This window comes from Janthinobacterium sp. (assembly GCF_031995485.1).
GTDB lineage: Bacteria > Pseudomonadota > Gammaproteobacteria > Burkholderiales > Burkholderiaceae_D > Janthinobacterium.
Window position 1 is genome coordinate 21639 of record NZ_DAMAGB010000038.1, and the last position, 24673, is coordinate 46311.

At 63.6% G+C, this 24673-nt stretch carries 20 protein-coding genes and 2 riboswitches; of the genes, 8 read left to right on the forward strand and 12 right to left on the reverse strand.

What is annotated here, in order from left to right; all coding sequences use genetic code 11:
• Positions 1-25 precede the first annotated feature (25 nt).
• The 3 genes from RTQ46_RS19285 to RTQ46_RS19295 all read left to right on the forward strand — a co-directional run bounded on the left by RTQ46_RS19285 (position 26) and on the right by RTQ46_RS19295 (position 4254).
• Positions 26-2593 (forward strand): [protein-PII] uridylyltransferase, encoded by a 2568-nt coding sequence (locus tag RTQ46_RS19285; protein ID WP_312439145.1) that lies wholly within the window; start codon positions 26-28, stop codon positions 2591-2593.
• 39 nt (positions 2594-2632) lie between these two features.
• Positions 2633-3382 (forward strand): pseudouridine synthase, encoded by a 750-nt coding sequence (locus RTQ46_RS19290; protein WP_312439147.1) that lies wholly within the window; start codon positions 2633-2635, stop codon positions 3380-3382.
• 107 nt (positions 3383-3489) lie between these two features.
• A complete protein-coding gene (locus RTQ46_RS19295; RefSeq protein ID WP_312439148.1) occupies positions 3490-4254 on the forward strand; it encodes a PilZ domain-containing protein in 765 nt (254 codons plus the stop codon).
• Between the two features lie 99 nt (positions 4255-4353).
• On the opposite strand, the gene def is transcribed toward RTQ46_RS19295, so the two are convergent.
• From def to RTQ46_RS19325, 6 genes are all read right to left on the reverse strand, one after another.
• Complete coding sequence (gene def / locus RTQ46_RS19300; protein WP_312439150.1) at positions 4354-4890, reverse strand: peptide deformylase; 537 nt, start codon at positions 4888-4890, stop codon at positions 4354-4356.
• Positions 4887-5795, reverse strand: coding sequence for a UTP--glucose-1-phosphate uridylyltransferase GalU (galU, locus tag RTQ46_RS19305; protein ID WP_312439152.1), 909 nt, complete (start codon positions 5793-5795; stop codon positions 4887-4889). The genes def and galU overlap by 4 nt, the downstream gene beginning before the upstream one ends.
• A gap of 53 nt (positions 5796-5848) precedes the next feature.
• Positions 5849-8191, reverse strand: coding sequence for an NAD-dependent DNA ligase LigA (gene ligA / locus RTQ46_RS19310; protein WP_312439154.1), 2343 nt, complete (start codon positions 8189-8191; stop codon positions 5849-5851).
• A 13-nt stretch (positions 8192-8204) separates the two neighbouring features.
• Positions 8205-9371: a cell division protein ZipA C-terminal FtsZ-binding domain-containing protein gene (locus RTQ46_RS19315; protein ID WP_312439155.1), complete on the reverse strand. Its 1167-nt coding sequence runs from the start codon at positions 9369-9371 to the stop codon at positions 8205-8207.
• Positions 9368-12895, reverse strand: a complete 3528-nt coding sequence (gene smc / locus RTQ46_RS19320) for a chromosome segregation protein SMC (RefSeq protein WP_312439157.1) — start codon at positions 12893-12895, stop codon at positions 9368-9370. Before smc ends, RTQ46_RS19315 begins: the two co-directional genes overlap by 4 nt.
• Before the next feature lie 114 nt (positions 12896-13009).
• The gene (locus RTQ46_RS19325; protein WP_312439159.1) at positions 13010-13648 is read right to left on the reverse strand and encodes a phosphatase PAP2 family protein; all 639 of its coding nucleotides are present in this window, start codon (positions 13646-13648) and stop codon (positions 13010-13012) included.
• 305 nt (positions 13649-13953) lie between these two features.
• Between RTQ46_RS19325 and RTQ46_RS19330 the strand changes: the two genes are divergently transcribed.
• The gene (locus RTQ46_RS19330; RefSeq protein ID WP_312439161.1) at positions 13954-14178 is read left to right on the forward strand and encodes a hypothetical protein; all 225 of its coding nucleotides are present in this window, start codon (positions 13954-13956) and stop codon (positions 14176-14178) included.
• Between the two features lie 109 nt (positions 14179-14287).
• On the opposite strand, the gene RTQ46_RS19335 is transcribed toward RTQ46_RS19330, so the two are convergent.
• A complete protein-coding gene (locus RTQ46_RS19335; RefSeq protein WP_312439162.1) occupies positions 14288-14848 on the reverse strand; it encodes an ATP-dependent Clp protease proteolytic subunit in 561 nt (186 codons plus the stop codon).
• A gap of 217 nt (positions 14849-15065) precedes the next feature.
• Positions 15066-15152: riboswitch (glycine riboswitch) on the forward strand.
• Between the two features lie 26 nt (positions 15153-15178).
• Positions 15179-15286, forward strand: a riboswitch (glycine riboswitch).
• 101 nt (positions 15287-15387) lie between these two features.
• On the opposite strand from RTQ46_RS19335, the gene gcvT reads away from it, so the two are divergent.
• The 3 genes from gcvT to gcvP all read left to right on the forward strand — a co-directional run bounded on the left by gcvT (position 15388) and on the right by gcvP (position 19941).
• Positions 15388-16509, forward strand: a complete 1122-nt coding sequence (gene gcvT / locus RTQ46_RS19340) for a glycine cleavage system aminomethyltransferase GcvT (RefSeq protein ID WP_312439164.1) — start codon at positions 15388-15390, stop codon at positions 16507-16509.
• Between the two features lie 70 nt (positions 16510-16579).
• Positions 16580-16960, forward strand: coding sequence for a glycine cleavage system protein GcvH (gene gcvH, locus RTQ46_RS19345; protein ID WP_312439166.1), 381 nt, complete (start codon positions 16580-16582; stop codon positions 16958-16960).
• Between the two features lie 80 nt (positions 16961-17040).
• A complete protein-coding gene (gcvP, locus tag RTQ46_RS19350; RefSeq protein WP_312439168.1) occupies positions 17041-19941 on the forward strand; it encodes an aminomethyl-transferring glycine dehydrogenase in 2901 nt (966 codons plus the stop codon).
• Positions 19942-20019: 78 nt separating this feature from the next.
• On the opposite strand, the gene RTQ46_RS19355 is transcribed toward gcvP, so the two are convergent.
• From RTQ46_RS19355 to RTQ46_RS19365, 3 genes are all read right to left on the reverse strand, one after another.
• Positions 20020-20316, reverse strand: a complete 297-nt coding sequence (locus RTQ46_RS19355) for a hypothetical protein (RefSeq protein WP_312439169.1) — start codon at positions 20314-20316, stop codon at positions 20020-20022.
• A gap of 157 nt (positions 20317-20473) precedes the next feature.
• Entirely contained in the window at positions 20474-20899 is a 426-nt protein-coding gene (locus tag RTQ46_RS19360; protein WP_312439171.1) for a DoxX family protein, read from the reverse strand.
• 34 nt (positions 20900-20933) lie between these two features.
• Positions 20934-21209: a hypothetical protein gene (locus RTQ46_RS19365; protein ID WP_312439173.1), complete on the reverse strand. Its 276-nt coding sequence runs from the start codon at positions 21207-21209 to the stop codon at positions 20934-20936.
• Between the two features lie 107 nt (positions 21210-21316).
• Here RTQ46_RS19365 and RTQ46_RS19370 point away from each other — a divergent pair, with 107 nt between their 5' ends.
• A complete protein-coding gene (locus RTQ46_RS19370) occupies positions 21317-22213 on the forward strand; it encodes a LysR family transcriptional regulator (RefSeq protein ID WP_312439175.1) in 897 nt (298 codons plus the stop codon).
• Here RTQ46_RS19370 and RTQ46_RS19375 read toward each other — a convergent pair.
• Together RTQ46_RS19375 and RTQ46_RS19380 are read right to left on the reverse strand one after the other, a co-directional pair.
• Positions 22210-24090: an AI-2E family transporter gene (locus tag RTQ46_RS19375; RefSeq protein ID WP_312439177.1), complete on the reverse strand. Its 1881-nt coding sequence runs from the start codon at positions 24088-24090 to the stop codon at positions 22210-22212. The two genes, RTQ46_RS19370 and RTQ46_RS19375, sit on opposite strands and share 4 nt — an antisense overlap.
• Positions 24091-24365: 275 nt before the next feature.
• A complete protein-coding gene (locus RTQ46_RS19380; protein WP_312439179.1) occupies positions 24366-24524 on the reverse strand; it encodes a hypothetical protein in 159 nt (52 codons plus the stop codon).
• Positions 24525-24673: the final 149 nt, after the last annotated feature.

Genomic DNA, 24673 nt, shown 5'->3' on the forward strand with positions numbered 1-24673 from the left:
CCGCAGCAGCCACCCCAGGGCACCGATGAAAAAGCATGTACGCGAAGAGCTCAAGCAGCAACTGAAAGCCGACCGCCAGGTCGTCATTGCCGCCTTCCAGGCCGATGGCAAGCCCGAAAAGCTGCTGCGCAACCTGCGCCAGAGCGTCGATGGCGTGCTGGCGCGCGCCTGGGAAGCCGCCGCGCTGCCCGCCGGCACGGCGCTGGTCGGGGTGGGCGGCTATGGCCGCGGCGAACTGTTTCCGTATTCCGATATCGACCTCTTGATCCTCCTGGAACAGGCGCCCGACGCGCCGACCACGGAAAAGCTGGAGGAGCTGGTGCAGCTGCTGTGGGACCTGGGACTGGAAATCGGCCACAGCATCCGCACCATCGACGAATGCCTGAGCGAATCGAAGGCCGACATCACGGTGCAGACCAGCCTGCTCGAAGCGCGCCTGGTATGCGGCAACGAGGCCTTGTTCACGCAGCTGCAGCAGCGCTATGCGGCGGCGATGGACCCGCAGGCCTTCTTCCAGGCCAAGACGGCGGAAATGCGCCAGCGCCACGCCAAGTACGAAGACACGGCGTTCAGCCTGGAGCCGAACTGCAAGGAAAGCCCGGGCGGCCTGCGCGACCTGCAGGTCATTTTATGGGTCGCCAAGGCGGCCGGGCTGGCCAACTCCTGGCGCACCCTGGCCACCAGCGGCCTGATCACGCTGACGGAAGCGCGCCAGCTGATGGAAAAGGAACGTGCCTTCAAGGATATCCGCGTGCGCCTGCACCTGCATGCCGGACGGCGCGAAGACCGGCTGGTATTCGATGTGCAGACGGCGATCGCCGAATCGCTGGGCCTGCACGCCACCGGCAGCGGGCCGCACATGCGCCGCGCCAGCGAGTTCCTGATGCAGCGCTATTACTGGGCCGCCAAGACGGTCACCCAGCTCAATACCATCCTGCTGCAAAATATCGAGGCGCGGCTGTTCCCGCAGGACGATGTGCCGGTCGCCATCAATCCCCGCTTCAATGAAGTCAACAGCCTGATCGACATCAGCGCCGACGATACGTTCGAACAATACCCATCGGCGATGCTGGAAATTTTTGTCCTGATGACCGAACGCCCGGCCCTGAAGGGCATGACCTCGCGCGCCACCCGCGCGCTGTGGCATGCGCGCTTCAAGATCGACGCGCAATTCCGCCAGGATCCGCTCAACCGCGCACTGTTCCTGCGCATCATGAAGGCGCCCGTCGGCATCATCCACGCGCTGCGCCGCATGAACGAGATGAGCATTCTCGGGCGCTACCTGCCGAATTTCCGCCGCATCGTCGGCCAGATGCAGCACGACCTGTTCCACGTCTACACGGTGGACCAGCATATCCTGATGGTGGTGCGCAACATGCGCCGCTTCACGATGAGCGAACACGCGCACGAATATCCGTACTGCAGCCAGCTGATGGCCGATTTTTCGCAACCGTGGCTGCTGTACGTGGCGGCGCTGTTCCACGATATCGCCAAGGGCCGCGGCGGCGACCATTCCAAGCTCGGCGTGGCCGACGCCACCCAGTTCTGCGAAGAGCACGGCATGTCGGCGGAAGAGACGGAACTGGTGGCCTTCCTGGTGGAAAACCATCTGTCCATGTCGCACGTGGCGCAAAAGCAGGACATGTCCGACCCCGAGGTGATCGAGGCGTTTGCCAGGGTCGTCGGCGACGAACGCCACCTGACCGGGCTGTATCTGCTGACGGTGGCCGACATCCGCGGCACCAGCCCGAAGGTGTGGAATGCCTGGAAGGGCAAGCTGCTCGAAGACCTGTACAAGGTGACGCTGCGCGTGCTGGGCGGCGAGCCCCATTCGGCCGACCGCGAACTGAAGAACCGCCAGCAGGAAGCACTGTCCACCTTGCGCCTGTACGGCTTGCCGCCGGATGCCCACGTCAAATTGTGGCAGCAGCTCGACGTGGCGTATTTCCTGCGCCACGACGCGTCCGACATCGCCTGGCAGACGCGCTCGCTGTACGACAAGCTCGACAGCAAACTGCCAGTGGTAAAATGCCGCCTCGCGCCGATCGGCGAAGGCCTGCAGGTGGCCGTGTATGTGCCCGACCAGCCCGATCTGTTCGCGCGCATCTGCAGCTATTTCGACCGCAAGAATTTCAGCATTCTCGACGCCAAGATCCACACCACGAAGAACGGCTATGCGCTCGACACCTTCCTGGTGACGGAACAGAGTTTTGCCAAGAGCTACCGCGACATCATCAGCCTGATCGAGCATGAACTGGGCGAGCTGCTGCTGTCGCAGGCGCCGCTGCCGCCGCCCGGCAAGGGACGATTGTCGCGCTTGTCGCGCACCTTTCCGTTCCAGCCGACGGTCGACCTGCGGCCCGACGAGCGGGGCCAGTACTACCTGCTGTCGGTGGCCGCCAACGACCGCACGGGCCTGCTGTATTCGATTGCCAACGTGCTGACCAAATACCGCATCAATTTGCACACGGCCAAGATCATGACCCTGGGCGAGCGGGTGGAAGATGTGTTCCTGGTCGATGGCCCGGCCCTCAACAATGCCCGCAACCAGATTTTGCTGGAAACCGATTTACTCGATGCGCTGAAGGTCTGACCTTCCGCGCACCGCTCTACCCTTGACGAAACAAAGACCATGACCGAAGAATTATTACGCCTGTCCAAACGCATGTCCGAACTGGGCCTGTGCTCCCGCCGCGAAGCCGATGAATGGATCGCCCGTGGCTGGGTGCGCGTGGACGGCAAGGTGGTATCCGAGCTGGGCAGCAAGGTGTATCCGAGCCAGCGCGTCACCGTGGAGCGCCAGGCCGCCGCCGAGCAGTCGAAGCGCGTGACGGTACTGATCAACAAGCCGGTCGGCTATGTCAGCGGCCAGGCCGAAGACGGCTACACCCCTGCCGTGGCGCTGATCAAGGCCGAGAACCGCTGGGCGGAAGACAAGAGCCCGGAACAGTTCCATCCAACCCAGCTGCGCAGCCTGGTGGCGGCCGGACGCCTCGACATCGATTCCGTCGGCCTGCTGGTGCTGACCCAGGATGGCCGCGTGGCCAAGCAGCTGATCGGCCACGATACCGATGTCGACAAGGAATACCTGGTGCGCGTGCAATACACCAAGGGCGACAAGCTGCCCGACACCGAACTGCGCAAGCTCAATCATGGCCTGTGGCTGGACGGCAAGCCGCTGCTGCCGGCCAAGGTACGCTGGCAGAACGACGACCAGCTCAGTTTTACGCTGCGCGAAGGCAAGAAGCGCCAGATCCGCCGCATGTGCGAGATGGTCGGCCTGCGTGTGCTGGGCCTGAAACGCGTGCGCATCGGCAAGGTCAAGCTGGGCGACCTGCCGACCGGGCAATGGCGCTACCTCACTGCCGACGAACAATTCTGATCGGCTCAGCCATAAAAGATGCAATATCTGCAAGAGCAATATTTACTTAGTAAATATTGCCGTATGCCTATACACTATTGCCCAACAGAACATAAGAGATAGCCGTTGTGAACGATCCCATTCCCAATCCCCTGCGCAAAGGTGCGCCCAGCCTGGCCGATGTCGCCGAACCGATGGCGCCGGGCACCAAGCCGCACCATATGAGCGATCCGTGGGATATCGGGGAAACCCTGTGCAGCCTGGCCGATACTGGCGACGCGATTTCCATCTACGCCAACGGCAGCGACGACGCCATCCTGGCGCGCGTGCTGTCGGTCGATGACGAGCTGCCGCAATTCGTGCTGGAACTGAACGAAGGCCAGATCCTGCCGCCCGGCAGCGCCACCTTCGTGTCGTGGGTACAGAACGCCAAGCTGCAATTTACCATCAACGGCGAATGGGAAGCCTATCCCGACCGGCCCAATGTCTACCTGACCAACTTCCCCAGCCACTGCCTGGTGCTGGAACGGCGCGAATCGGCCCGCCTGGAAACGCCGCTGGGCGTGTATTACCTGGCCGCGTTCGTGCTCGAAGGCCGGCCATATGAATTGCAGCTGTATGATTTTTCTGCCGGCGGCATCGGCATGCGCGCCCATCCGCGCGATACGGTCGGTTTGTATGTCGGGCGCAAGCTGTCGCGCGTGCGGCTGGAACTCGGTCCCAACAAGGTCATGATCGCCGACCTGGAAATCCGCCTGTCGCGCACCTTCCGCTCGTTTTTGCTGGGCGAACAGGTACAGATCGGCTGCCGCTTCCTGAACCTGAGCGACGCGATGCGCAATGAGCTGGTGGCGTTGCTCGATGCGCTGGGGAGCGGGCGCAAGGTGCGCTGAAATTTGATTAAAATTTACGCCAAAGTCTAAAGTACCGGGGTCGGACCCTCAGGGTCCGACCCCGGCCTTTGCTTTTGGGGTAAAAAATGGCGCTAACGATCAGTCGTCGTCGCTGGGATCAAGGTCGGGAAACATCACCTCGGCAAACCCGAACTGCGTAAAGTCGACGATCCGCATCGGATACAGGATGCCGTGCAGATGGTCGACTTCATGCTGCACCACGCGCGCGTGGAAGCCGTCGCAGTCGCGGCTGATGGCTTTGCCGAACTGGTCCACTCCTTCATAGTGCAGCTCGCTCCAGCGCGGCACGCTGCCGCGCAGGCCGGGCACCGACAGACAGCCTTCGAAGCCTTCTTCCTTGCGTTCCGACAGAGGCGTCAACACCGGGTTGATCAACACCGTTTCCGGCACCTGCGGCGCATCGGGATAGCGCAGATTCTGCTTGAAGCCGTAGATCACCACCTGCAGGTTGACGCCGATCTGCGGCGCCGCCAGCCCTGCGCCATTGGCGGCGTGCATGGTGTCGAACATGTCGGCGATCAGGGCGTGCAGCTCGGGCGTATCGAAATCACGTATGGGCTCGGCCATCCGCAGCAAGCGCGGATCGCCCATCTTCAGAATTGCGCGTACGGTCATTTTGCTTCCGACTGTGCGTTCTCGCGGTTTTCCTGCATCTGATCGAGATAGGCGCGGAAAGCGGCGCCCGTTTCAGGATGCTTGAGACCCATGGCGGTGGTCGCTTTCAGGTAACCCAGTTTCGAGCCGCAATCGTAGCGCTGGCCCGAATAGCGGTAGGCCAGCACGCGTTCTTCGCGCATCAGCGCCGCGATGCCGTCGGTCAGCTGGATTTCGCCGCCGGCGCCGGTGCCGATTTTTTCCAGGTGTTCAAAAATGCGGCTGCTCAGCACGTAGCGGCCGACCACGGCCAGAGTCGAAGGCGCTTCTTCCGGCGACGGTTTTTCCACGATGGCCGACACCAGTTCCAGGTCAGGCTGGTAGTTCTTGGCGCTGACGATACCGTACTGCTTGGTCTCGGCGCGCGGCACGTCCTGCACGGCCAGCAGCGAACAGTTTTCGTACTGGAACACATCGGTCATCTGCGCCAGCACCGGGCGCACGCCTTCTTCCACATCCATGAAATCGTCGGCCAGCAGGACGGCAAACGGCTCGTCGCCCACCACCGGACGCGCGCACAGCACCGCATGGCCCAGGCCCAGCGGTGCCGACTGGCGGATGTAGATGCAGTTGATGTGTTTCGGGATCACGTTCTGCACCATCTCGAGCAGCTGGCGCTTGCCGGCCGCTTCCAGTTCCGTTTCCAGCTCATAGGCGGTGTCGAAATGGTCTTCGATGGCGCGCTTGTTGCGGCCGGTGATAAAGATCATTTCCGTGATGCCCGCCGCTACCGCTTCTTCGACCGCATACTGGATCAGTGGCTTGTCGACGATAGGCAACATTTCTTTTGGTTGTGCTTTAGTGGCAGGCAAAAAACGGCTGCCGAGACCCGCGACGGGGAAAACTGCTTTTCTGATTTTTTTCATGGTTTTCTACACAAATTGGATAAGTAAAAGGCCCTGTGACATCACATTGACGGTCACTGCGCCAGCAAGGCCAGCAGCGCAGCTTCATCGAGCAGTGCCACACTCAATTCCTGCGCCTTGGCCAGCTTGCTGCCCGCATCGCTGCCAGCAACCACATAACTGGTTTTCTTCGACACCGAGCCGCTGACCTTGCCACCGGCCGCTTCGATCAGCGCCGCCGCTTCCTCGCGGCTCATGGTGGGCAAGGTACCTGTCAGCACAAAAGTCTTGCCCTCGAACTTGCCGCCAGCTGTTGGCAGTTGTGGTAATTCTGCCAGCAATTTCTCGCGCAGGCCGTTCAATTGACCCAAGGCCGCCACATTGCCCTCGACCTGCAGCCAGGACGCCAGCGCCTCGGCCACGCCAGCGGGCAAGCCGGCCTGGAAACCGCCGCCCTGCCCGGCCAGGCTGGCCAGCGTGACACCGCGCTCGACCAGTTGCCGGCTGCGCGCCAGCGTCAGCTTCGGAATCCCGACGGCGGCCAGCAAGGTGGCCACGTCGAGCGCATCGCGCAGCTTGGCGCTCGGCGCATGTTCGCCCTGCGGCGCCACGCCCGCGTCCAGCAGCGCCTGCAGCGCCTGCTGGTTTTTCTCTTCCGCAAAAAAATCGGCAATCGACTCGGCCACCGTGCCGCCGATGTCGGGCAGCACGCGCAGCAGGGCGGCGGGCGCATGGCGCACCCGCTCCAGGCTACCCAGCCATTCGGCCAGCGTCTTGGCGGTGGACTCGCCCACATGGCGGATGCCGAGCGCAAACAGGAAGCGCTCAAGCGGCGGACGCTTGCTCGCTTCGATGCCGGCCAGCAGGTTTTCCGCCCACTTGGTGGGAATCTTGCCCTGCTGTACGGTTTCCGGCGTGACGCCATCGCGCTCGTCGGCACGCACCTTCATTTCCAGCAACTTTTCCAGGCTCAGCTTGTACAGGTCGGCCAGGCTGTGCACATAGCCCAGTTCGACCAGGGTATCGATATAACGTTCACCGAGACCGTCGATATCCATCATGCGCCGGCCCGCGAAGTGGCGGAACGCCTCCTTGCGCTGGGCCGAGCAGAACAGGCCGCCCGAGCAGCGCGCCACGGCCTCGCCCTCTTCGCGCACCACGTGCGAGCCGCAGACGGGACAGGTATCGCGCATGACGAACGCTACCGTGCCTGCGGGACGCTTGTCCGGCACCATCGCCAGCACCTCCGGAATCACGTCGCCGGCGCGGCGCACGATGACGGTGTCGCCAATACGAATATCCTTGCGCTGCACCTCGCCTTCATTGTGCAGGGTGGCGTTGGTAACCGTCACGCCGCCCACCGAGACGGGCGCCAGGCGCGCCACCGGCGTCATGGCGCCCGTGCGTCCCACCTGGATATCGATGCCCTGCACCACCGTCAGCGCTTCTTCGGCCGGGAATTTATGCGCCAGCGCAAAGCGCGGCGCGCGCGACACGAAGCCGAGTTCCTGCTGGTCTTCGGTCGAATCGACCTTGTAGACCACGCCATCGATCTCGTACGGCAGGTCCGGCCGGGCCGCGCCGATCTCGTTGAAATAGGCAAACAGGCCCTGCGCGCCCTGCACCACGCGGCGCTCCTTCGACACGGGAATGCCCAGCTTCTGGTACCAGTCCAGCAAGGCCGAGTGCGAGGCCGGCATGGCGGCACCGTCCAGCGCACCGATGCCGTAGGCATAGAAACGCAGCTTGCGCCGCGCCGTGATGCGCGAATCGAGCTGGCGCAGGCTGCCGGCGGCCGCGTTGCGCGGATTGGCGAATTCTTTCTGGCCCGCTTCCCTCTGGCGTTCGTTCAGGCGTGCAAAGTCGCTCTTGAACATCATCACTTCGCCGCGCACGTCGAGCAAAGCGGGAACGTTATCGCCATGCAGGCGCAGCGGAATGCCGGCAATCGTGCGGATATTGGCTGTCACGTCTTCGCCGGTGGCGCCGTCGCCGCGCGTGGCGGCTTGCACGAACAGGCCGTTTTCGTAGCGCAGGTTGATTGCCAGGCCGTCGAATTTCACTTCGGCTGCATAGCTGACTTCGCCAGCATCGAGGCCCAGGCCTTCGCGCACGCGGCGGTCGAAATTGACGATATCGTCTTCGGAAAAACCATTGTTCAGCGACAGCATCGGCACCGTGTGCGTGACCTGGTCGAATTGCGGCAGGGGCGCCGCGCCCACGCGCAAGGTGGGCGAGTCGGGCGCGCGCAATTCGGGATGCGCCGCTTCCAGTTGCTGCAGTTCGGCAAACAGCTGGTCGTAGACGGCGTCGGGAATGGTGGGATTGTCGAGCACGTGGTAAGCGTGCAGATGTTTGTTCAGCTCAAGCGTGAGCGCCAGCACGCGCTGGCCCGCCTCGATGGTGGTCTCGGTCATGGTTGCCTGCTTCTCAGCTGAACAGGCGCAGGGCGCGGGTGGAGCCGGCCGGAATGTCCGCCGCTTCCATTTCCTGGTAAAACTCCTGTACCTGGCCGGCGATCTCGGCCAGGGCCGCGTCCGACAGCGCCTGGTTGTAGTCGTCGACGATGGTCGCGTCCAGGCGGCCCACCAGCGAGCGGGCGCAGGCCACCATGGCGCCGAAACCGTCGCGCGCAGGCGCCACGCACGGCACGTCAAGCAGCAGGGTCAGGCGCGGCGTGGTTTCCTCGGCCAGGGTGACGTTGGTCGACAGCGAGAACAGATGGCCGCCTTCGCCGTCCGGCATCACGAAACGGCCGTCGGGACGCACATCGAAACCCTGTTTTTCCAGCGCCACGAGCAGGGTGGAAATCGCCCATGGCGCGCCGTTGGTGTGCAGGTTGACGCCCAGCTGGGCGTCGTGGCCGGCCACGAAGCGGTGCAGGTTGCGCGCTTCGGCCATCACTTCCATCATGTCCGGCACTTCCGGCTCGGCGCCGATCTCGTCGGCGACCACGCGCAGGCGCGTGACCAGTTCCGAGTATTCCAGTTCATTCAGCGCCGTGGTGCGGCTGGCCAGCTGCACCCCGCCCTGCATTTTCGTGTACACGCCGCCGTGCGTGATCGGCTCCCAGTCGCCGTTGACATGCAGGCCGATGAAGTGCACCGGCTTGTTGCCCACCAGGCGCAGGGTTTGCAGCACTGGCAGGATTTTTTCGCCGCGCACGGGCGCTTCGAGCGACAGCGGCAGCAGGCAATCGATCAGCGGATCGACCAGGCTGGTGGCCAGTTCGCTGGCGGCGCTGGTTTCCTGCGATGGCGTCGGCACGGCGTCCATGCCGTAAGCGGTGTCGCCCTGGCCCACTTCATCGGCAAACACGGCCGGATGGGACGGCGCGGCGCCGAACGACGGTTCGGTCTTGGCCTGCGGCACCGGCGTGGAATCGAAACGCGGTTCCTGGCGCAGCACGGGCTCCGCCGGCGCGCCAGGTGCTGCGGCCGGCGCTTCGCCTTCACGCATCAGCACGTCATCATGGTCATTCGAAAAGGCGCGCTCGACGCTTTTCTTGGCTTTGTATTCCTGCCACTTGTTGTAGGAAAACACGGCGACGATAAAGACGCCGCCGGCGCCGAACAAGGTAATTTGAAGGTCTGTCATGCTGCTTGTGCCTCGGTAGCAAAATTTGCGGCGGACTCCATGTCCACCGCCACGATGCGCGATACGCCCTGCTCCTGCATCGTCACACCGATCAATTGATGGGCCATTTCCATCGCAATCTTGTTATGCGAAATGAAAAGGAATTGGGTCTGGTCGGACATGCGCTTGACCATGCGGCAAAAACGTTCCGTGTTCGAATCGTCCAGCGGCGCGTCGACCTCGTCGAGCAGGCAGAACGGCGCCGGGTTCAGGCGGAACATGGAAAACACCAGTGCGGTCGCGGTCAGCGCTTTCTCTCCACCGGACAACAGGTGGATGGTGGCATTCTTCTTGCCGGGCGGTTGCGCCATTACTTGTACACCGGAATCGAGAATTTCGTCGCCCGTCATGGTCAGCCTGGCTTGCCCGCCGCCGAACAGGATGGGGAACAGCTCGGAAAAGTGATGGTTGACCTTGTCGAACGTGTCTTGCAGCAAGTCGCGCGTTTCCTTGTCGATCTTGTGGATCGCGTCTTCCAGCGTGTTGATCGCCTCCGTCAGGTCGGCGTTCTGGGCGTCGAGGAAATTCTTGCGCTCGGACGCCTGCGCCAGCTCGTCCAAGGCGGCCAGGTTGACGGCGCCCAGCGCCGCAATCGCATTGGTCAGGCGCGTCACTTCGCCCTGCAGGTAGGACGGACGCATGTCCGGGTGCAACTTTTCGCTCAAGGCCGCCTCGTCGGCGCCGGACTCCAGCAGTTGCTGGGCGAACTGTTCCTGGTTCAGGCGCGCGGCCTGTTCCTTGAGCTGCATTTCCATGATCTTGTCGCGCTGCGGCTGCAGGCTGCGCTCGGACTGCGTGCGCGCGTCTTCCGACAGGCGCAGCTGCTGCGTGATCTGGTCCAGCTCGTGGCGCGCGTCGGCCAGCGCTTTTTCCTGCGTGGTGCGGCGCTCGAGCAGATCCTGCAGGCCGTCGTTGGCCGCGCCGCTTTCCAGGTTGGCCAGTTCCAGCTGGCCTGCCTGCAGGCTGGCCGTGACCTGCTGCGCCTGGGTGCTGGCGGTGGCGATATTGCGGCGCAATTCCTCGATGCGCGTGCGCTGCGAGCGTTCCGCGTATTCCGTGTCCTTGGCATTGCGTTCGAGGTCGCGCAGGGCTTCGCGCGCCTCGGCCAGGCGCTGTTCCTTCAGCAGGAAATCCGTGTGGCCGTCTTCGTGCGCTTCCTGCAGGTTGCCCAGTTCCATGTCGAGCTGCTCGAATTTCTCCTCCGATTCCAGCTTGATCTGCATCTGCTCGGCTTCCTGCGCGGCGATTTCCGCCAGGTCCGCGCCGATCTGCGTGCTGCGCTGGTTGAAGCGCGCCTCGACCTCGGACAATTTCACCACGTCCAGCTGCAAGGTATGCACGGAGGAAGTCAGTTGCTGGATGCGCAGGCGCAGGTCCGACAGCTGCCGCGTCAGAGCGGCCACCGCCGCATCGGCGCGTACCGAGCGGGCGCGCGCCTCTTCGGCCAGCAGTTGCTGGGCACGCAATTGCTTGCCGATATTGTCGATTTCCTGCTGGCGGCCCAGCATGCCTTCCTGCTCGGAGTCGGCCGCATAAAAGCGCACGCTGCCGGCCGTGATCACGTGACCCGCGCGGGTGACGAAATAGCCGCCCGGCGGCAGCTTGCCGCGTTCAAGCAACGCCTCGGCCGCGTCTTCCACCACATAGGCGTTGTACAGCCAGTCCTGCAGCAGGCCGCGCAGGCCCGGATCGTTCAGTTTCAGCAGGTTCAAAAACGGTTTCAGGCCGGGCACATCAGGTTGCAGCAGGGGCGGTACGGTGGACGGCGCATACAGGGCCAGCTTGGCTGGCGGCGCGTCGGCAAAAAAGGCCTTGGCCCAGTCGATATTCGACAGCTGCAGGGCCGACGTGCGCTCGCGCAGGATCGACTCCATCGCCGCTTCCCAGCCCGCTTCGATCTGCAGTTTTTGCCACAGGCGCGGCAAGCTGTCGAGTTCGTGCTTTTTCAGCCAGGGCTGGACCTTGCCCTGCGTCTGCACGCGTTCCTGCAATTGCTTCAGCGCCGACAGGCGCGCTTCGAGCTGCGCGTTGGCGGCGGTTTCGGCATTGACCTGCGCCTGCGCCTCGCTGCGCTCCTGCTCCAGCTTCGGCTGCTGCTCCAGCGCTTCTTCCAGGTAGAAGCCCTGCTCTTCGAGCGCCTGCTGCTTTTCTTCCAGCTGCAGTTTCAGGTTTTCCAGGTGGCTGCTGTCGGGCAGGCTCAAGCTGTTTTTTTCCTGCTGCAGGCGCTCGCGGCGCGACAGCAGGCTGTTGAGGATATTCGAGGCATTGCGCTGGTGCGCCGATTCCAGCTCGATCTGCTGCTGCGCCTGCATGATCTTCGCGCGCGATTCCGTGCTCCTGTGCTGGGCCGCGCGCCAGGCGGCGTCCAGCTCGGGCAACTGCTCGCCCTTCTGCTCGGCCATCATCTGCGACTGCTCGACCTTGGCAGCCAGCTCCTCCAGATGGAATTCCGCTTCCTCGATCTGTTCCTGGTATTCGCTGCCCTGCTGGGTCCACTGGTCGCGCTGGGCAGTGAGAGTGGCCAGCTGCGCCTGCAGGCGGGCGCGCGACTCGATCACGAACTTGATCTGCGCTTCCAGGCTGCCGATCTCGGCATTGGTCTGGTACAGATGGCCCTGCGCCGTATGCAGGCGGTCGCCGACGGCAAAGTGGGCCTGGCGCATCTGCTCCAGGGTCAGCTCGACATTGCGCAGCTTGGCCGTCTGCTCTTCCAGGTCGGTCTGCGCCTGTTCCACTTCGCGGAAAAACCGCGTCTGTTCGTTCTGCGCCTCGTTCTTGCGCAGCAGCCACAGCAGTTTCTGCTTTTCTTCCTGGTCCGCCTGCAGCGCGTGGAAACGGGTGGCCACGGCCGCCTGCGCTTCGAGTTTTTCCAGGTTGGCGTTCAGTTCGCGCAGGATGTCTTCCACGCGCAGCAGGTTTTCGCGCGTGTCCTGCAAGCGGTTTTCCGTCTCGCGCCGGCGTTCCTTGTACTTCGACACGCCGGCCGCTTCTTCGAGGAACACGCGCAGCTCTTCCGGGCGCGATTCGATGATGCGTGAAATCATGCCCTGGCCGATAATCGCGTAGGCGCGCGGACCCAGGCCGGTACCGAGGAAAATATCCTGGATATCGCGCCGGCGCACGGGCTGGCTATTGATGTAATAGGTGGAGGTGCCGTCGCGCGTCAGCGTGCGCTTGACCGCGATCTCGGCGTACTGGCCCCACTGGCCCGAAGCCTTGCCGTCATTGTTGTCGAACACCAGTTCGACCGAGGCGCGCCCGGCAGGCTTGCGGTGGGTGGAACCGTTGAAAATCACGTCCTGCATCGACTCGCCGCGCAACTCGGACGCCTTCGATTCGCCCAGCACCCAGCGCACGGCGTCGATGATGTTCGACTTGCCGCAGCCATTCGGCCCGACCACGCCCACGAGCTGGCCCGGCACCTGGAAATTGGTGGGATCGACGAAAGACTTAAATCCCGACAACTTGATGGAAGAGAGACGCACGTGTTCGAGAATTCCTGCCTATGCTGGCGGTTAAAATGCGGGACGTAAAAAAAGTGGCCCATCATACCATTTGTTGCCGATTCTCTGGCCAAAAAACCGTCTGCGGCGCCGTGCTCACCGGTGGGCATGCCCGTCTGGCGCCAGCTTCCAGTCGGCGCGCGAAAATATGCGCTCATGGCCCGAGAGGCGCAGCGCGATTTTCTGCAGCCAGTCTTCGGTCGGCATCGGCTCGGCCTTGAAGGTGATCAGCACCATCAAGGCCAGGCAGGCCAGCACCAGCGCATGGCTGACGGCGATCTGCGCGGCGCCGCGCGCATGCCACATGAAACCGAGCGCCACGGCCAAACCGAGCACACAGCCGCTGACCGCTTCGGACACGCTGTGTGCATGCACCACCACGCGCGAGATCGACACCAGCACGGCATAGGCCACGCCCACCACCACGCCCGCATGGCGCCAGCTGCGCGGCGCGCGCTGCAATATCACGTACATCAGCACGGGGAAGACGGCGCCGGCGCGCATGGCGTGTCCGCTGAAACCGGTAAAATCGAGCGTGCTGCTGCCGATGCCCCAGCCGATGAAGGCCAGCTTCGACAGCACTACCGCCAGCAGGCCGCCGCCGTACCACAGGCTCCAGCTCAGCACCAGGCGCCACTGCTTCGACACCAGCAGCCACAAGGCAATGGCCACGCCGGCCGGCCCCAGCACAGCCATGTCGGCCGTAAAAGAAATTCCGTTCCACCAATTCATCATCACTGCGCTCATTATGATCAGGCTGCACTATGCCACGACTGGCCCGTGCGCCACGGTGCTTTTTGATCCGTCCGGGCCACTATTACATCCGATTACATGTCGACCATATATTTCCAACAAGAAAGCAGGCGAAATCCTACACGGCGTCAAGTGCTGTTCCGATGGTCGAGTTATCGCTTGCCGCGCATCATGACGTACCGGGACACATCAGCCAGGGGGAGCCACTATCCACCATGGCGCCTCTTTACCGATGCGTTCCGGCGAATGACTGGTGAACTTTTTCCATTTCTATCAAAGGAAACATCATGAACTCGAACCAAAAAAGCGATCAAGGCAACAAACAGTCCGGCAGCGGCAGCAAGCAGTCGGGCAGCGGCAAACAGGGTGGCACCCATGAGCAGCACGTGGAAGCTGGCCGCCAAAGCCACAAGAATGACGACAACAAGCAGTCGGGCAGCAGCGACAGCAAACAGTCGAGCAGCAGCGGCGGCAGCAAGCAGTCGAGCTCGTCCGGCAAAGGCAGCAAGTAGCATCGCAAGGTGAGGCACGATGACTGTCCTGCTGGCGCAACGCCAGGGACAGCATGAAAACAGGGCCCGCACCGGCAACGGTACGGGCCCTGTTTTCATGCACCTTGCCTCAGATATTGGTCAGCCGCTTGCCCTTGGGGATCTCGAAATCGCGGATCGCTTCGACCAGTCCGACTTCCAGCGCCTGCTCGGCCGTCAGGTGCAGGTCGGAATACGCGTGCACCATCCACTGGTCTTCGGTCAGCGCCACGTGGCTGCGCAGGATGCGCTCGGTGCGCTGGTCATCGGCGCGCAAGCCTTCCACGATGATACTGAGAGCGTCGGGCCGCGCACCGGGCGAGGCGGTGGCATGCGACTTGTGGACCATGAAGCGCGCGGTATCGCTGGCGTAGCGCTGCTGGCCCGCCAGGAACAGCGTGACGGCAATCGAGGCCACCGCGCCGGTGTTGTAGGTCACCAGCCGGATCGGCAGCTTGCTTAAAAAATTGTACAGGCAGATGCCGTCGCTGACGTAGCCGCCGTTCGACTGGATCAGGATATGGGCCGTAGTCAGCTTGTCTTCGGTCATGTCGGCCACGGCGTCGAAGACGCGGCGCACCATGTCGCTGTTGACGTCGCCGGACAGGGTGAACCAGCCGTGCTGCTCCAGGTTGTTTTGAGTGTCTGTCATGGTAAAAGCTCGCTAGTAAACCTGGCTGCCAGCATAGCAAATTTCCGCCCTCGCCGTCGTCCTCCTGAATCCGCCCGCCACGGGATGAAACAGGGTCTTACGCCCAGGAAATATCAGCGCTGGCGCCCTGTCGTGCACCCTGCCCTGCGCCCCATTCTGGTGCGTCTGTGCACCATGTTTACAGATTGACAGAAACCCCCTGCTGGCATATATTCCCACCACTTGATCGGGAGAGGGCAAACTCGCGTTGCCGCCGAAGGGGCACTACCCAAAAACTCTCAGGCAAAAGGACCGATCAGGCGAGGCGCAACGATGGCAATGGCCATGCTGCGGCTCAACTCTGGAGAGCGATCGCGGCGCAAGCCGGCGGTCCACCGAAGGGGCGCACGGAGCTTTTTTCTCCGTAATCTCTCAGGTACCAAGGACAGGGGGGTGAATGTTCACGCTGGACAGCCGTATCGGCTTGCCAGGCATGTGCGCTGTTAACTGTACTGCTTGTACTGTTACCTCCCCCCTTTCACCTTCGTCCCGAGGAATCAATGACGCTCAACGCCACCCCACTCAACAACGCCCATCGCGCCCTTGGCGCCCGCATGGTCGATTTCGGCGGCTGGGACATGCCGGTCAACTACGGTTCGCAAATCGAAGAGCACAACGCGGTGCGCGGCGACGCCGGCATGTTCGACGTGTCGCACATGTGCGTGGTCGATATCGAAGGCCCGAACGTGCGCGCGTTTTTGCGCGGCCTGCTGGCCAACAACGTCGACAAGCTGCAGGTATCGGGCAAGGCGCTGTACTCGTGCATGCTGAACCCTGAAGGCACCGTCATCGATGACCTGATCGTCTACTTCTTCAACGAAAACTGGTTCCGCCTGGTGGTCAACGCCGGCACCGCCGACAAAGACGTGGCGTGGATGCAGCAGCAAAACACCGCCACCAACAGCGGCCTGACGATCACCGAGCGCCGCAGCGCGAACGCGCCGATGGCGCTGGTCGCCGTGCAGGGCCCGAACGCGCGCGCAAAAGTATGGCAGGTGTTGCCGCAGACGCAAGCCGCGTCCGAAGCAATCAAGCCGTTCAACGCCGTCATCGTCCAGGACACGCCATTTGGCGAAGTGATGCTGGCGCGTACCGGCTATACGGGCGAAGACGGTTTTGAAATTGGCGTGGCGGCGCCCCAGGTCGAAGCGCTGTGGAACGCGCTGGCCGCGGCGGGCGTCAAGCCGGCCGGCCTCGGTGCGCGCGACACGCTGCGCCTGGAAGCGGGCATGAACCTGTACGGCCAGGACATGGACGAAACCGTCAACCCGCTCGACGCCGGCCTGGCCTGGACCATCGACCTGGTCAGCGAGCGTGACTTTGTCGGCAAGGCGGCACTGCTGGCAAAAGGCCAGAACGCGCAATTCGTGGGCCTGATCCTGCGCGAAAAAGGCGGCGTGCTGCGCGCGCACCAGAAAGTCATCGTCGCCGGCAGCGACCAGGCAGGGGAAATCACCAGCGGCACCTTCAGCCCGTCGATGCAGGAAGCGATCGCGCTGGCGCGCGTGCCGAACGGCGTCAATGTCGGCGACACAGTGCACGTGGAAATCCGCGGCAAGCAGCTGGCCGCCTCGGTAGTCAAGCTGCCTTTCGTGCGTAACGGTAAAATCCTGGTTGCGTAAGCGACTAGAGGCGCCCGCGAGACCGATCAAACATAATCAACAATCAAACATTTACCATCTGGAGCCACACATGAACATTCCTGCAGACCTGAAGTACACCGCCTCCCACGAATGGGTACGCCTGGAAGCGGACGGCACGGTCACCGTCGGCATCACCGAGTACGCACAGGATGCACTGGGCGACATCGTGTTCGTCGAACTGCCTGACGTCGGCGCCGCCTTCACCGCCGGCGACGACGCCGCCGTGGTGGAATCGGTCAAGGCCGCCAGCGACATCTATGCGCCGGTGTCGGGCGAAGTCACCGCCGTCAACGACGACGTGGTCAACGCGCCGGAATCGATCAACGCCGACGCCTACGCCAACTGGCTGTTCAAGATCAAGCCGGCCGACGTCGCATCGCTGGACGGCCTGCTCGACGCTGCCGCCTATGGCGCCGCCACCGGCGAGTAATCGCGTTTGAAGCACGGGCCGCATCAGCGGCCCGTCTGTTTTCCCCTCCCCGTTTTTTCAGTCTCTTTGGCCTCTATACCATGACCCGCACCAGCCTGACCCAACTCGAAGCACGCGATGCCTTCATCGCCCGCCATATCGGCCCCTCCCCTTCCGAACAGGAAGCCATGCTGTCCACGCTGGGCTATGCCTCGCGCGCTGCGCTGATCGACGCGCTGGTGCCGGCCAATATCCGCAACCAGGGCGCGCTGCCATTGGGCGCGTATTCGCAGCCGATGCCGGAACAGGAAGCGCTGTCGCGCCTGAAAGCCATCGCCGGCAAGAACCAGGTCCTGAAATCGGTGATCGGCCAGGGCTACTACAACACGTTCACGCCGGGCGTGGTGCTGCGCAATATCTTTGAAAACCCGGCCTGGTACACGGCATACACGCCGTACCAGCCAGAGATTTCGCAGGGCCGCCTGGAAGCCATCCTGAACTTCCAGCAAGTGATCACGGATCTCACCGGCATGGGCATCTCGAACGCCTCGATGCTGGACGAAGGCACGGCCGCCGCCGAAGCGATGACGCTGATCCAGCGCGTCGGCAAATCGAAGTCCAGCGTGCTGTACGTCGCCAATGACGTGCTGCCGCAAACGCTGGAAGTGGTGCAGACGCGCGCCCAGCCGATCGGCATCGAGGTGCGCACCTTCGATCCGGCCGACATCGAGTCGCTGGACGACTGCTTCGGCGTGCTGCTGCAATACCCTGGCGTCAACGGCGTGGTGCGCGACTACCGCGCCGGCGTCGAAAAACTGCATGCCAATGGCGCGATGGTGATCGTCGCCGCCGACCTGCTGGCGCTGACCATGCTCACGCCGCCAGGCGAATGGGGCGCGGACGTAGTCGTCGGCAACAGCCAGCGCTTCGGCGTGCCGCTCGGCTTCGGCGGCCCGCACGCCGGCTACCTGTCCACGCGCGACGCATTCAAGCGCAATATGTCGGGCCGCCTGGTGGGCGTGACCGTCGATGCGCAAGGCAACAAGGCCTATCGCCTGGCGCTGCAAACGCGCGAACAGCATATCCGCCGCGAAAAAGCCACCTCGAACATCTGTACCGCGCAAGTGCTGCTGGCGGTGATGGCCTCGATGTACGCCGTCTACCACGGCCCGGTCGGCCTGCTGCAGATCGCCAAACGCGTGCACCGCTTCACGGGCGTGCTGGCCGCCAACCTGGCCACGCTGGGCCACAAGGTCGTCAACGACACCTATTTCGACACCCTGACGATTCGCGTTGACAATGCAGAACAGCTGCACGCCACCGCGATCGCCAACGGCGTCAACCTGCGCAAGATCGACGCCAATCACGTGGGCGTGTCGCTCGATGAAACCACCACCCGCGACGATATCGCGCTGCTGTGGACCGTGTTCGCGCACGGCGTGTCCAATGCCCCTGCGGCACCGGAGCTGGACGCGGTCGAAGCGGCGGTGGAAAGCGCGCTGCCGGCCAACCTGGCGCGTGAAAGCGCCTACCTGACCCACCCGGTCTTCAACAGCTATCACTCGGAACACGAAATGCTGCGCTACCTGCGCAGCCTGGCCGACAAGGACCTGGCGCTGGACCGCACCATGATCCCGCTCGGTTCGTGCACCATGAAGCTGAACGCCACCTCCGAAATGATTCCGGTCACCTGGCCGGAATTTTCCAACATCCACCCGTTCGCGCCCGATGCGCAAACCGTGGGCTACCGCGAAATGATTGCGCAGCTCGAGGAGATGCTGTGCGCGCTGACCGGCTACGCGGCCGTGTCGCTGCAGCCGAACGCCGGCTCGCAGGGCGAATACGCGGGTCTGCTGGTGATCAAGGCGTATCATGAATCGCGCGGCGAAGGCCACCGCAATATCTGCCTGATCCCGTCGTCGGCGCACGGCACCAACCCGGCCTCGGCCAATATGGTCGGCATGCAGGTGGTCGTCACCAGCTGCGACGCGAATGGCAACGTCGACCTGGCGGACCTGAAGGCCAAGGCCGAAAAACACAGCGCCAACCTGGCCTGCGTGATGGTCACCTACCCGTCCACCCACGGCGTGTTCGAAGAAGGCATCCAGGAACTGTGCGAGATCATCCACTCGCACGGCGGCCAGGTGTATATCGACGGCGCCAACATGAACGCGCTGGTCGGCGTGGCCGCACCGGGCTCGTTTGGCGGCGACGTCTCGCACCTGAACCTGCATAAAACCTTCTGCATCCCGCACGGCGGTGGCGGACCGGGCGTGGGCCCGATCGGTGTCGGCGCCCACCTGGCAAAATTCCTGCCGAACCAGCGTTCCAGTGGCTACGAGCGTGACGCGGCCGGCATCGGCGCCGTCAGCGCCGCGCCATTCGGCTCGGCCAGCATCCTGCCGATCTCGTGGATGTATATCGCGATGATGGGCGCCGAAGGCCTGACGGCCGCCACCGAGACGGCGATCCTGGCGGCCAACTACATCGCGCGCCGCCTGTCGCCGCACTACCCGGTGCTGTACTCTGGCCACGACGGCCTGGTCGCCCACGAGTGCATCCTCGACCTGCGTCCGATCACCGACGCCACCGGCATCAGCAATGAAGACGTGGCCAAGCGGCTGATGGACTTCGGCTTCCATGCGCCGACCATGAGCTTCCCGGTGCCGGGCACCCTGATGATCGAGCCGACCGAAAGCGAATCGAAAGCCGAAATCGACCGCTTCATCGACGCCATGATCGCCATCCGCGAAGAGATCGCCAAGGTCGCCAGCGGTGAATTCGACCATGATGACAATCCTTTGAAAAATGCACCGCACACGGCGCAGGTCCTGATGTCGGACGACTGGAACCGCAAGTACAGCCGCAGCGTGGCTGCGTATCCGGTGGCATCGCTGCGCGAGCGCAAGTACTGGCCGCCAGTGGGCCGCGCCGACAACGTCTACGGCGACCGCAACCTGTTCTGCGGCTGCGCGCCGATCAGCTCGTACGAAGAAGAGTAAGGCGTGGCGTAAACGGAAAGCGCCCGTCCTGACGGGCGCCTCCATCCACACAGGGGCAGGCCATGCGGCCTGCCTTTTTTATTGCCCGTCGGGTCTGGTCCAGATGACCTCGAGCGCCGCGCCAAAGCGCGGCGTATTGACCGGTTCCATCAGGTGCACCGCATCGACCCGGTCATGGCTGGTGTAGATGCGCACGCAGCGTTCGGCGCTGTGCCAGTTGTACACCAGCCGGCCCAGATCCCAGTCATCGTAGTCGCGCGGTTTGCCGAGCAGCTCGAAGATATCCTCCACCGGCCGCTGCGCCAGGCCCTTCGCGCCACGGAAGTAGATCTCCGCCACTTCGGCGCTCGCCTCTTCCGGATAGTTGCCTGTCATCTGCCACCTCTTTTTTTAAGCCCCACGCCGGGCCAACAATGTGTCGGATTACGCGGCGTTGCCGCTAATCCGACCTGCGATACGACCATCGGCCGCATGCCGGATTAACAGCCGCCCAGACGTAGCGTCATCCGGCATCGCCACCGCAGCCATCCCTCTAGTTAAACCGCCCATTGACACCACCGACGCTGTAGCGCCCCGCGCCCAGCAAGGCGATGCCGATAGCGGTAAAGAAATACATGCCTTGCAGTTCCAGCGCCCAGCCACCGGTGTCGTTGAGCGTGAAGAACTGGCTGGTATGGACCAGCAGGATGGCGACCACCATGTTGATCGCCACCACCAGCGCGGCCGGACGGGTAAACAGGCCGAACAGGATGAACAGCGGCGCGATGACTTCGCCCACATACACCCCGTAGCCGAACACCGCCGGCAAGCCGGCCTTGGCCAGCATGTCGGCGACAAAGCCGATGCCGTTGCTCATTTTGGAAATGCCGTGAAACAGCAGCGTGGCGGCCAGGATCAGGCGCAGCACCAGTTTGCCCAGGTCGTCGGTATGGCGCACATTCGTCGTAGTGGTTTGCATGGCAGGCTTTCGTGTCAGTGGATTGGTAAAAAAATCATCGTGGAATCGCGTGCTGGTCGAGTTGCAAACTCAACCATTGCAGAAAATCGCCAGCCATGGCGCCCGGCAGGCGATGGCCGCCTTCATGTTCCTGATAGCCGAGCGGCACGCCCAGGCCATCGAGTACCTGTTTCGCGTGGCGGGCAAAGTGGATGCCCAGGATCTGCTCCTGCACGCCGTGGCTGGCATATGCCTGCATGGCGGCATCCCGCAGGCGGGAGCCCAGGCCGGTGGCCGGCTCGACGAGCGTGCCGTTCAGTGTGTCAGTCATGCTGGTGTCCGATAAGCGCATGAGATGGAAGACGGCATCATAGCGCTGTTTATCGGGTTGATAAACAGGCGCCCAGGCATTAGACTATTTCCATTTGATTGACAATCATGGCCATTGACCTGCTCGCCGCAATGAAAACCTATGCCGCCGTGGTAGACGGCGGCAGCTTTGCCGTCGCCGCAGACAAGCTGGGCGTGTCGCGCGCGATGGTGTCGAAGCAGATCCAGAAGCTGGAAGAGCACCTGGGCACGCGGCTGATGCACCGCACCACGCGGCGCCTGAGCGTGACCGAAACGGGACGCGCGTTTTACGAACGCAGCGTGCAGATCCTCGGCGACGTCGACGAGGCCGAACATGTGGCCGGCGACATGACGCGCATGCCGCAAGGCGTGCTGCGCATCTCGATTCCGCTGTCGTACGGCCAGCACCGGCTGGCCGGCATCATCGGCGGCTACAGCCAGGCCTATCCGCAGGTACAACTCGATATCGCGCTGTCGGACCGCAAGGTGGACTTGGTCGAAGACGGCTTCGACCTGGCGATCCGTATCGGCGCCCAGCCGCAGCAGGATTTGATTGCGCGCAAACTCGCCGGCGTGCACAGCGTGGTGTGCGCCGCGCCCGCCTACCTGGCGCGCTGGGGCGCGCCGTCGATTCCGGCCGATCTCTCGCGGCACGCCTGCCTGGCCTATACCCTGAGCGCTACCGGCAGCGACTGGCGCCTGCAGCAGGTCGGCGGCACGGGCGACACCATCACGGTGCCGGTGGCCGGCCCAATCCGCGCCGACAATGGCGACATCATCCGCCTGGCCGCCCTGTCCGGCGCCGGCATCGTGTTCCAGCCGCACTTCATCGTCGGCGCCGACCTGGCCGCCGGCAGGCTGGTACACCTGCTGCCGGCCTGGCGGTCGGCGGAGCTGGGCGTGTACGCCGTCTACCCGAGCCGCAAACATTTGTCGGCCAAGGTGCGCACGTTTGTCGACTTTTTGGTGGCGGCGCTGGCTTAGCGCTTGCTTGCCTTCGCCGCAGCGGGCTTTTCCGGCGTGACGAAGGCCAGGCCTTCCTCGAACGAGCGCAGCACGATATCGACCGACTGCTCGACCGCCGCCTGGTGCGCCGGCGACAGGTTATTCCGATAGCGGATGGTGACCAGCGTGGCGTCGGGAAGATACTCGCGCAGTTCGCCGGCCAGCGTGCGCCATTCGTCGAGCGCCGCTTCCTCGGGATACATGATGAATGCGGTGCCGACCAGGCCGCCCTTTTCGGTGACCGGCTCGGGCTGCGGCTCGCCCAGCACGATGCTGCGCACGTCGCTGCACACTTCGCGCAGCGCCAGCACCAGCAGTTCGGTACGGAACGCGTCGCGCTCGTTGGCAAACCCCGCGCACAGGATCACCGAATGCAGCGGCACGTCCAGCGATCCCTGGAACGTGCCCAGCCGCTCTTCCCGCGCATGGCGCAGGTGCGCGCCGATATTGGCTTCCGCCAGCGACACCTTGCGCCGGCGCCATGAGCCGTAGCGGCTGCCGTTGGCATCCTGCGCCAGCGTATCGGCCAGCATGATGACCGTGCTGCGAATGCGGTCCTGCTGCGACTGGTCGATCAGGCCCAGCGCGCGGTCGTTCATTGCCATGTCCAGGCCCGGCAGCAGCACATGATCGCAGTAGCGCGCAAAGCTGTTGCGGCGCAGGTAGGCATGCGCATGCTCGATGATGGCGGTGGAACTGCCGGCCAGCACGCGGTGATAGAAACGCTCGGCGTCATTGACGCTGGGGGTATCGGCAAACAGGATGGTGATCGCTTCGAGCGCGCGGATATGGCGCCCCGCCACCACCAGGCACAGGGTCAGCGGGGTGGAGATCAGCAGGCCGGCTGGCCCCCACATGGTGCCCCAGAACAGCGCCGAGACGATCACGGCCAGCGGAGACAGGCCGGAGCTGTGGCCATACACCTTCGGTTCGACGATATTGGCGACGATGACTTCGAGCACGGCAAACATGGCCATGCAGGACAGCGCCAGCGTCCAGCCCGGATCGATCGCCGCGACAAACAGGGTGATGGCGGCGCCGGCCACCAGCGCGCCCACATAGGGCACGAAGCGCAGCAGGCCGCTGAGCGAACCCCACAGCAGCGCGTGCGGCACCTGCAGCAGCCATAGTCCCAGCGACACGGTCAGCGCAAAGATGATGTTGACGACCAGCTGCGAAAAGAAAAACCGCGACACGCCTTCGGCCGCATGCACCAGGGTGCGCATGGTGCGGCTGACATCGCCCTGCCCCGCCAGGCGCACGGCGCGTTCGCGCAGCGACTCGTGCTCCAGCAGGATAAACACCAGCAGCACGAACACCAGCCCCGCTTCGCCGACCGGCCCGGAGATGACGGACACAAAGCGCGCCACCGTGTCGCGCGCGGCCGGCACCGGCGTGCGGATTTCGACCGGTATCGGCTGCATGGCATTGCGCGGCAAGCCGGCCGCCGGCGCATGGGCCGTGCCCTTGGCCAGCGGCGAGACGGCGTTCAGCTCGGCGGCCAGGCGCACGAAAGGCCGTTCGGTCAATTCCTGTATCCGCTCGATCTTGGTGTGGATGGCCGAACGGTAATGCGGCAATTCTTTCGTGACAGACACCAGCTGCAGCGCCAGCACGGCGCCCACCGCCGCCACCGAGGCGCCGACCAGCAGCAGCGACACCACGGTCGAGGTCAGAAAACCCAGTCCCCAGCGGTTGAAGACCCGGATCAGCGGCGAGATGACCAGGCTCAGTATCAATGCCAGCACCAGCGGCTCGAGCACCGGACGGCCAAAATACAGCAGTCCCAGCGCACAGGTGATGGTGACTGCGGAACTCATCGCGGGCCGTGACAGCACGGAGTCTTTTAATGCCATGTTCGATCATCCATTGTAGGTAGTGAGCAGGCTGTGCGCGCCGCATTGGCCAGCAAATTGGTCAGTACGACGGCAGCGAATTGCTCAGCGCAGCGGCGCCGCACGAATGGTAGCAGGCCCGCTCCCGGCCGTGTGCGCAAACATGGCAGAGTCGGCGGCAGGTGTGATCTTTTTGGTCCCTCCACGCCGGATGGCATCGACAGCGTCCACGGCAAACGCCCGCTGCAGCGGGCATGGTGGACAGGCATGGCAGGCGTGGCAGCCTGCCGGCGTGCTTACAGCGCCAGCATCGCCGCGCCGGGCACGGCGAGCGCACCGGCCGCGACACCGAGCAGCACCACGTCGCGCCGCTCGCCGCGCGCGCGGCTGGTGCTCCAGGCTGCAAACAGCAGGGCCACCGCAATACCGCTGAGCAAAATTCCGAATTGCATCATGTCCGTTCTCCTTGATGTAGATTGATTAAAATTATAGCTACCTACCGGTAGGCAGTAAGTGTACAATAAAATTGACTGCAGTGGGCCGACTGGTATCATGGCAAGCCGCTGCCCGGCCAACCGCACGCCCCTACACCAATCCTGATCTG

What these genes read in the sequence shown, in the direction of transcription:
- RTQ46_RS19285 (WP_312439145.1), top strand. Translation starts at nt 26, where the DNA reads ATGAAAAAGCATGTACGCGAAGAGCTCAAGCAGCAACTGAAAGCCGAC.
- RTQ46_RS19290 (WP_312439147.1), top strand. Translation starts at nt 2,633, where the DNA reads ATGACCGAAGAATTATTACGCCTGTCCAAACGCATGTCCGAACTGGGC.
- def (WP_312439150.1), bottom strand. Translation starts at nt 4,890, where the DNA reads ATGACCGTACGCGCAATTCTGAAGATGGGCGATCCGCGCTTGCTGCGG.
- galU (WP_312439152.1), bottom strand. Translation starts at nt 5,795, where the DNA reads ATGAAAAAAATCAGAAAAGCAGTTTTCCCCGTCGCGGGTCTCGGCAGC.
- ligA (WP_312439154.1), bottom strand. Translation starts at nt 8,191, where the DNA reads ATGACCGAGACCACCATCGAGGCGGGCCAGCGCGTGCTGGCGCTCACG.
- RTQ46_RS19315 (WP_312439155.1), bottom strand. Translation starts at nt 9,371, where the DNA reads ATGACAGACCTTCAAATTACCTTGTTCGGCGCCGGCGGCGTCTTTATC.
- RTQ46_RS19325 (WP_312439159.1), bottom strand. Translation starts at nt 13,648, where the DNA reads ATGATGAATTGGTGGAACGGAATTTCTTTTACGGCCGACATGGCTGTG.
- RTQ46_RS19330 (WP_312439161.1), top strand. Translation starts at nt 13,954, where the DNA reads ATGAACTCGAACCAAAAAAGCGATCAAGGCAACAAACAGTCCGGCAGC.
- RTQ46_RS19335 (WP_312439162.1), bottom strand. Translation starts at nt 14,848, where the DNA reads ATGACAGACACTCAAAACAACCTGGAGCAGCACGGCTGGTTCACCCTG.
- gcvT (WP_312439164.1), top strand. Translation starts at nt 15,388, where the DNA reads ATGACGCTCAACGCCACCCCACTCAACAACGCCCATCGCGCCCTTGGC.
- gcvH (WP_312439166.1), top strand. Translation starts at nt 16,580, where the DNA reads ATGAACATTCCTGCAGACCTGAAGTACACCGCCTCCCACGAATGGGTA.
- gcvP (WP_312439168.1), top strand. Translation starts at nt 17,041, where the DNA reads ATGACCCGCACCAGCCTGACCCAACTCGAAGCACGCGATGCCTTCATC.
- RTQ46_RS19355 (WP_312439169.1), bottom strand. Translation starts at nt 20,316, where the DNA reads ATGACAGGCAACTATCCGGAAGAGGCGAGCGCCGAAGTGGCGGAGATC.
- RTQ46_RS19360 (WP_312439171.1), bottom strand. Translation starts at nt 20,899, where the DNA reads ATGCAAACCACTACGACGAATGTGCGCCATACCGACGACCTGGGCAAA.
- RTQ46_RS19365 (WP_312439173.1), bottom strand. Translation starts at nt 21,209, where the DNA reads ATGACTGACACACTGAACGGCACGCTCGTCGAGCCGGCCACCGGCCTG.
- RTQ46_RS19370 (WP_312439175.1), top strand. Translation starts at nt 21,317, where the DNA reads ATGGCCATTGACCTGCTCGCCGCAATGAAAACCTATGCCGCCGTGGTA.
- RTQ46_RS19375 (WP_312439177.1), bottom strand. Translation starts at nt 24,090, where the DNA reads ATGGCATTAAAAGACTCCGTGCTGTCACGGCCCGCGATGAGTTCCGCA.
- RTQ46_RS19380 (WP_312439179.1), bottom strand. Translation starts at nt 24,524, where the DNA reads ATGATGCAATTCGGAATTTTGCTCAGCGGTATTGCGGTGGCCCTGCTG.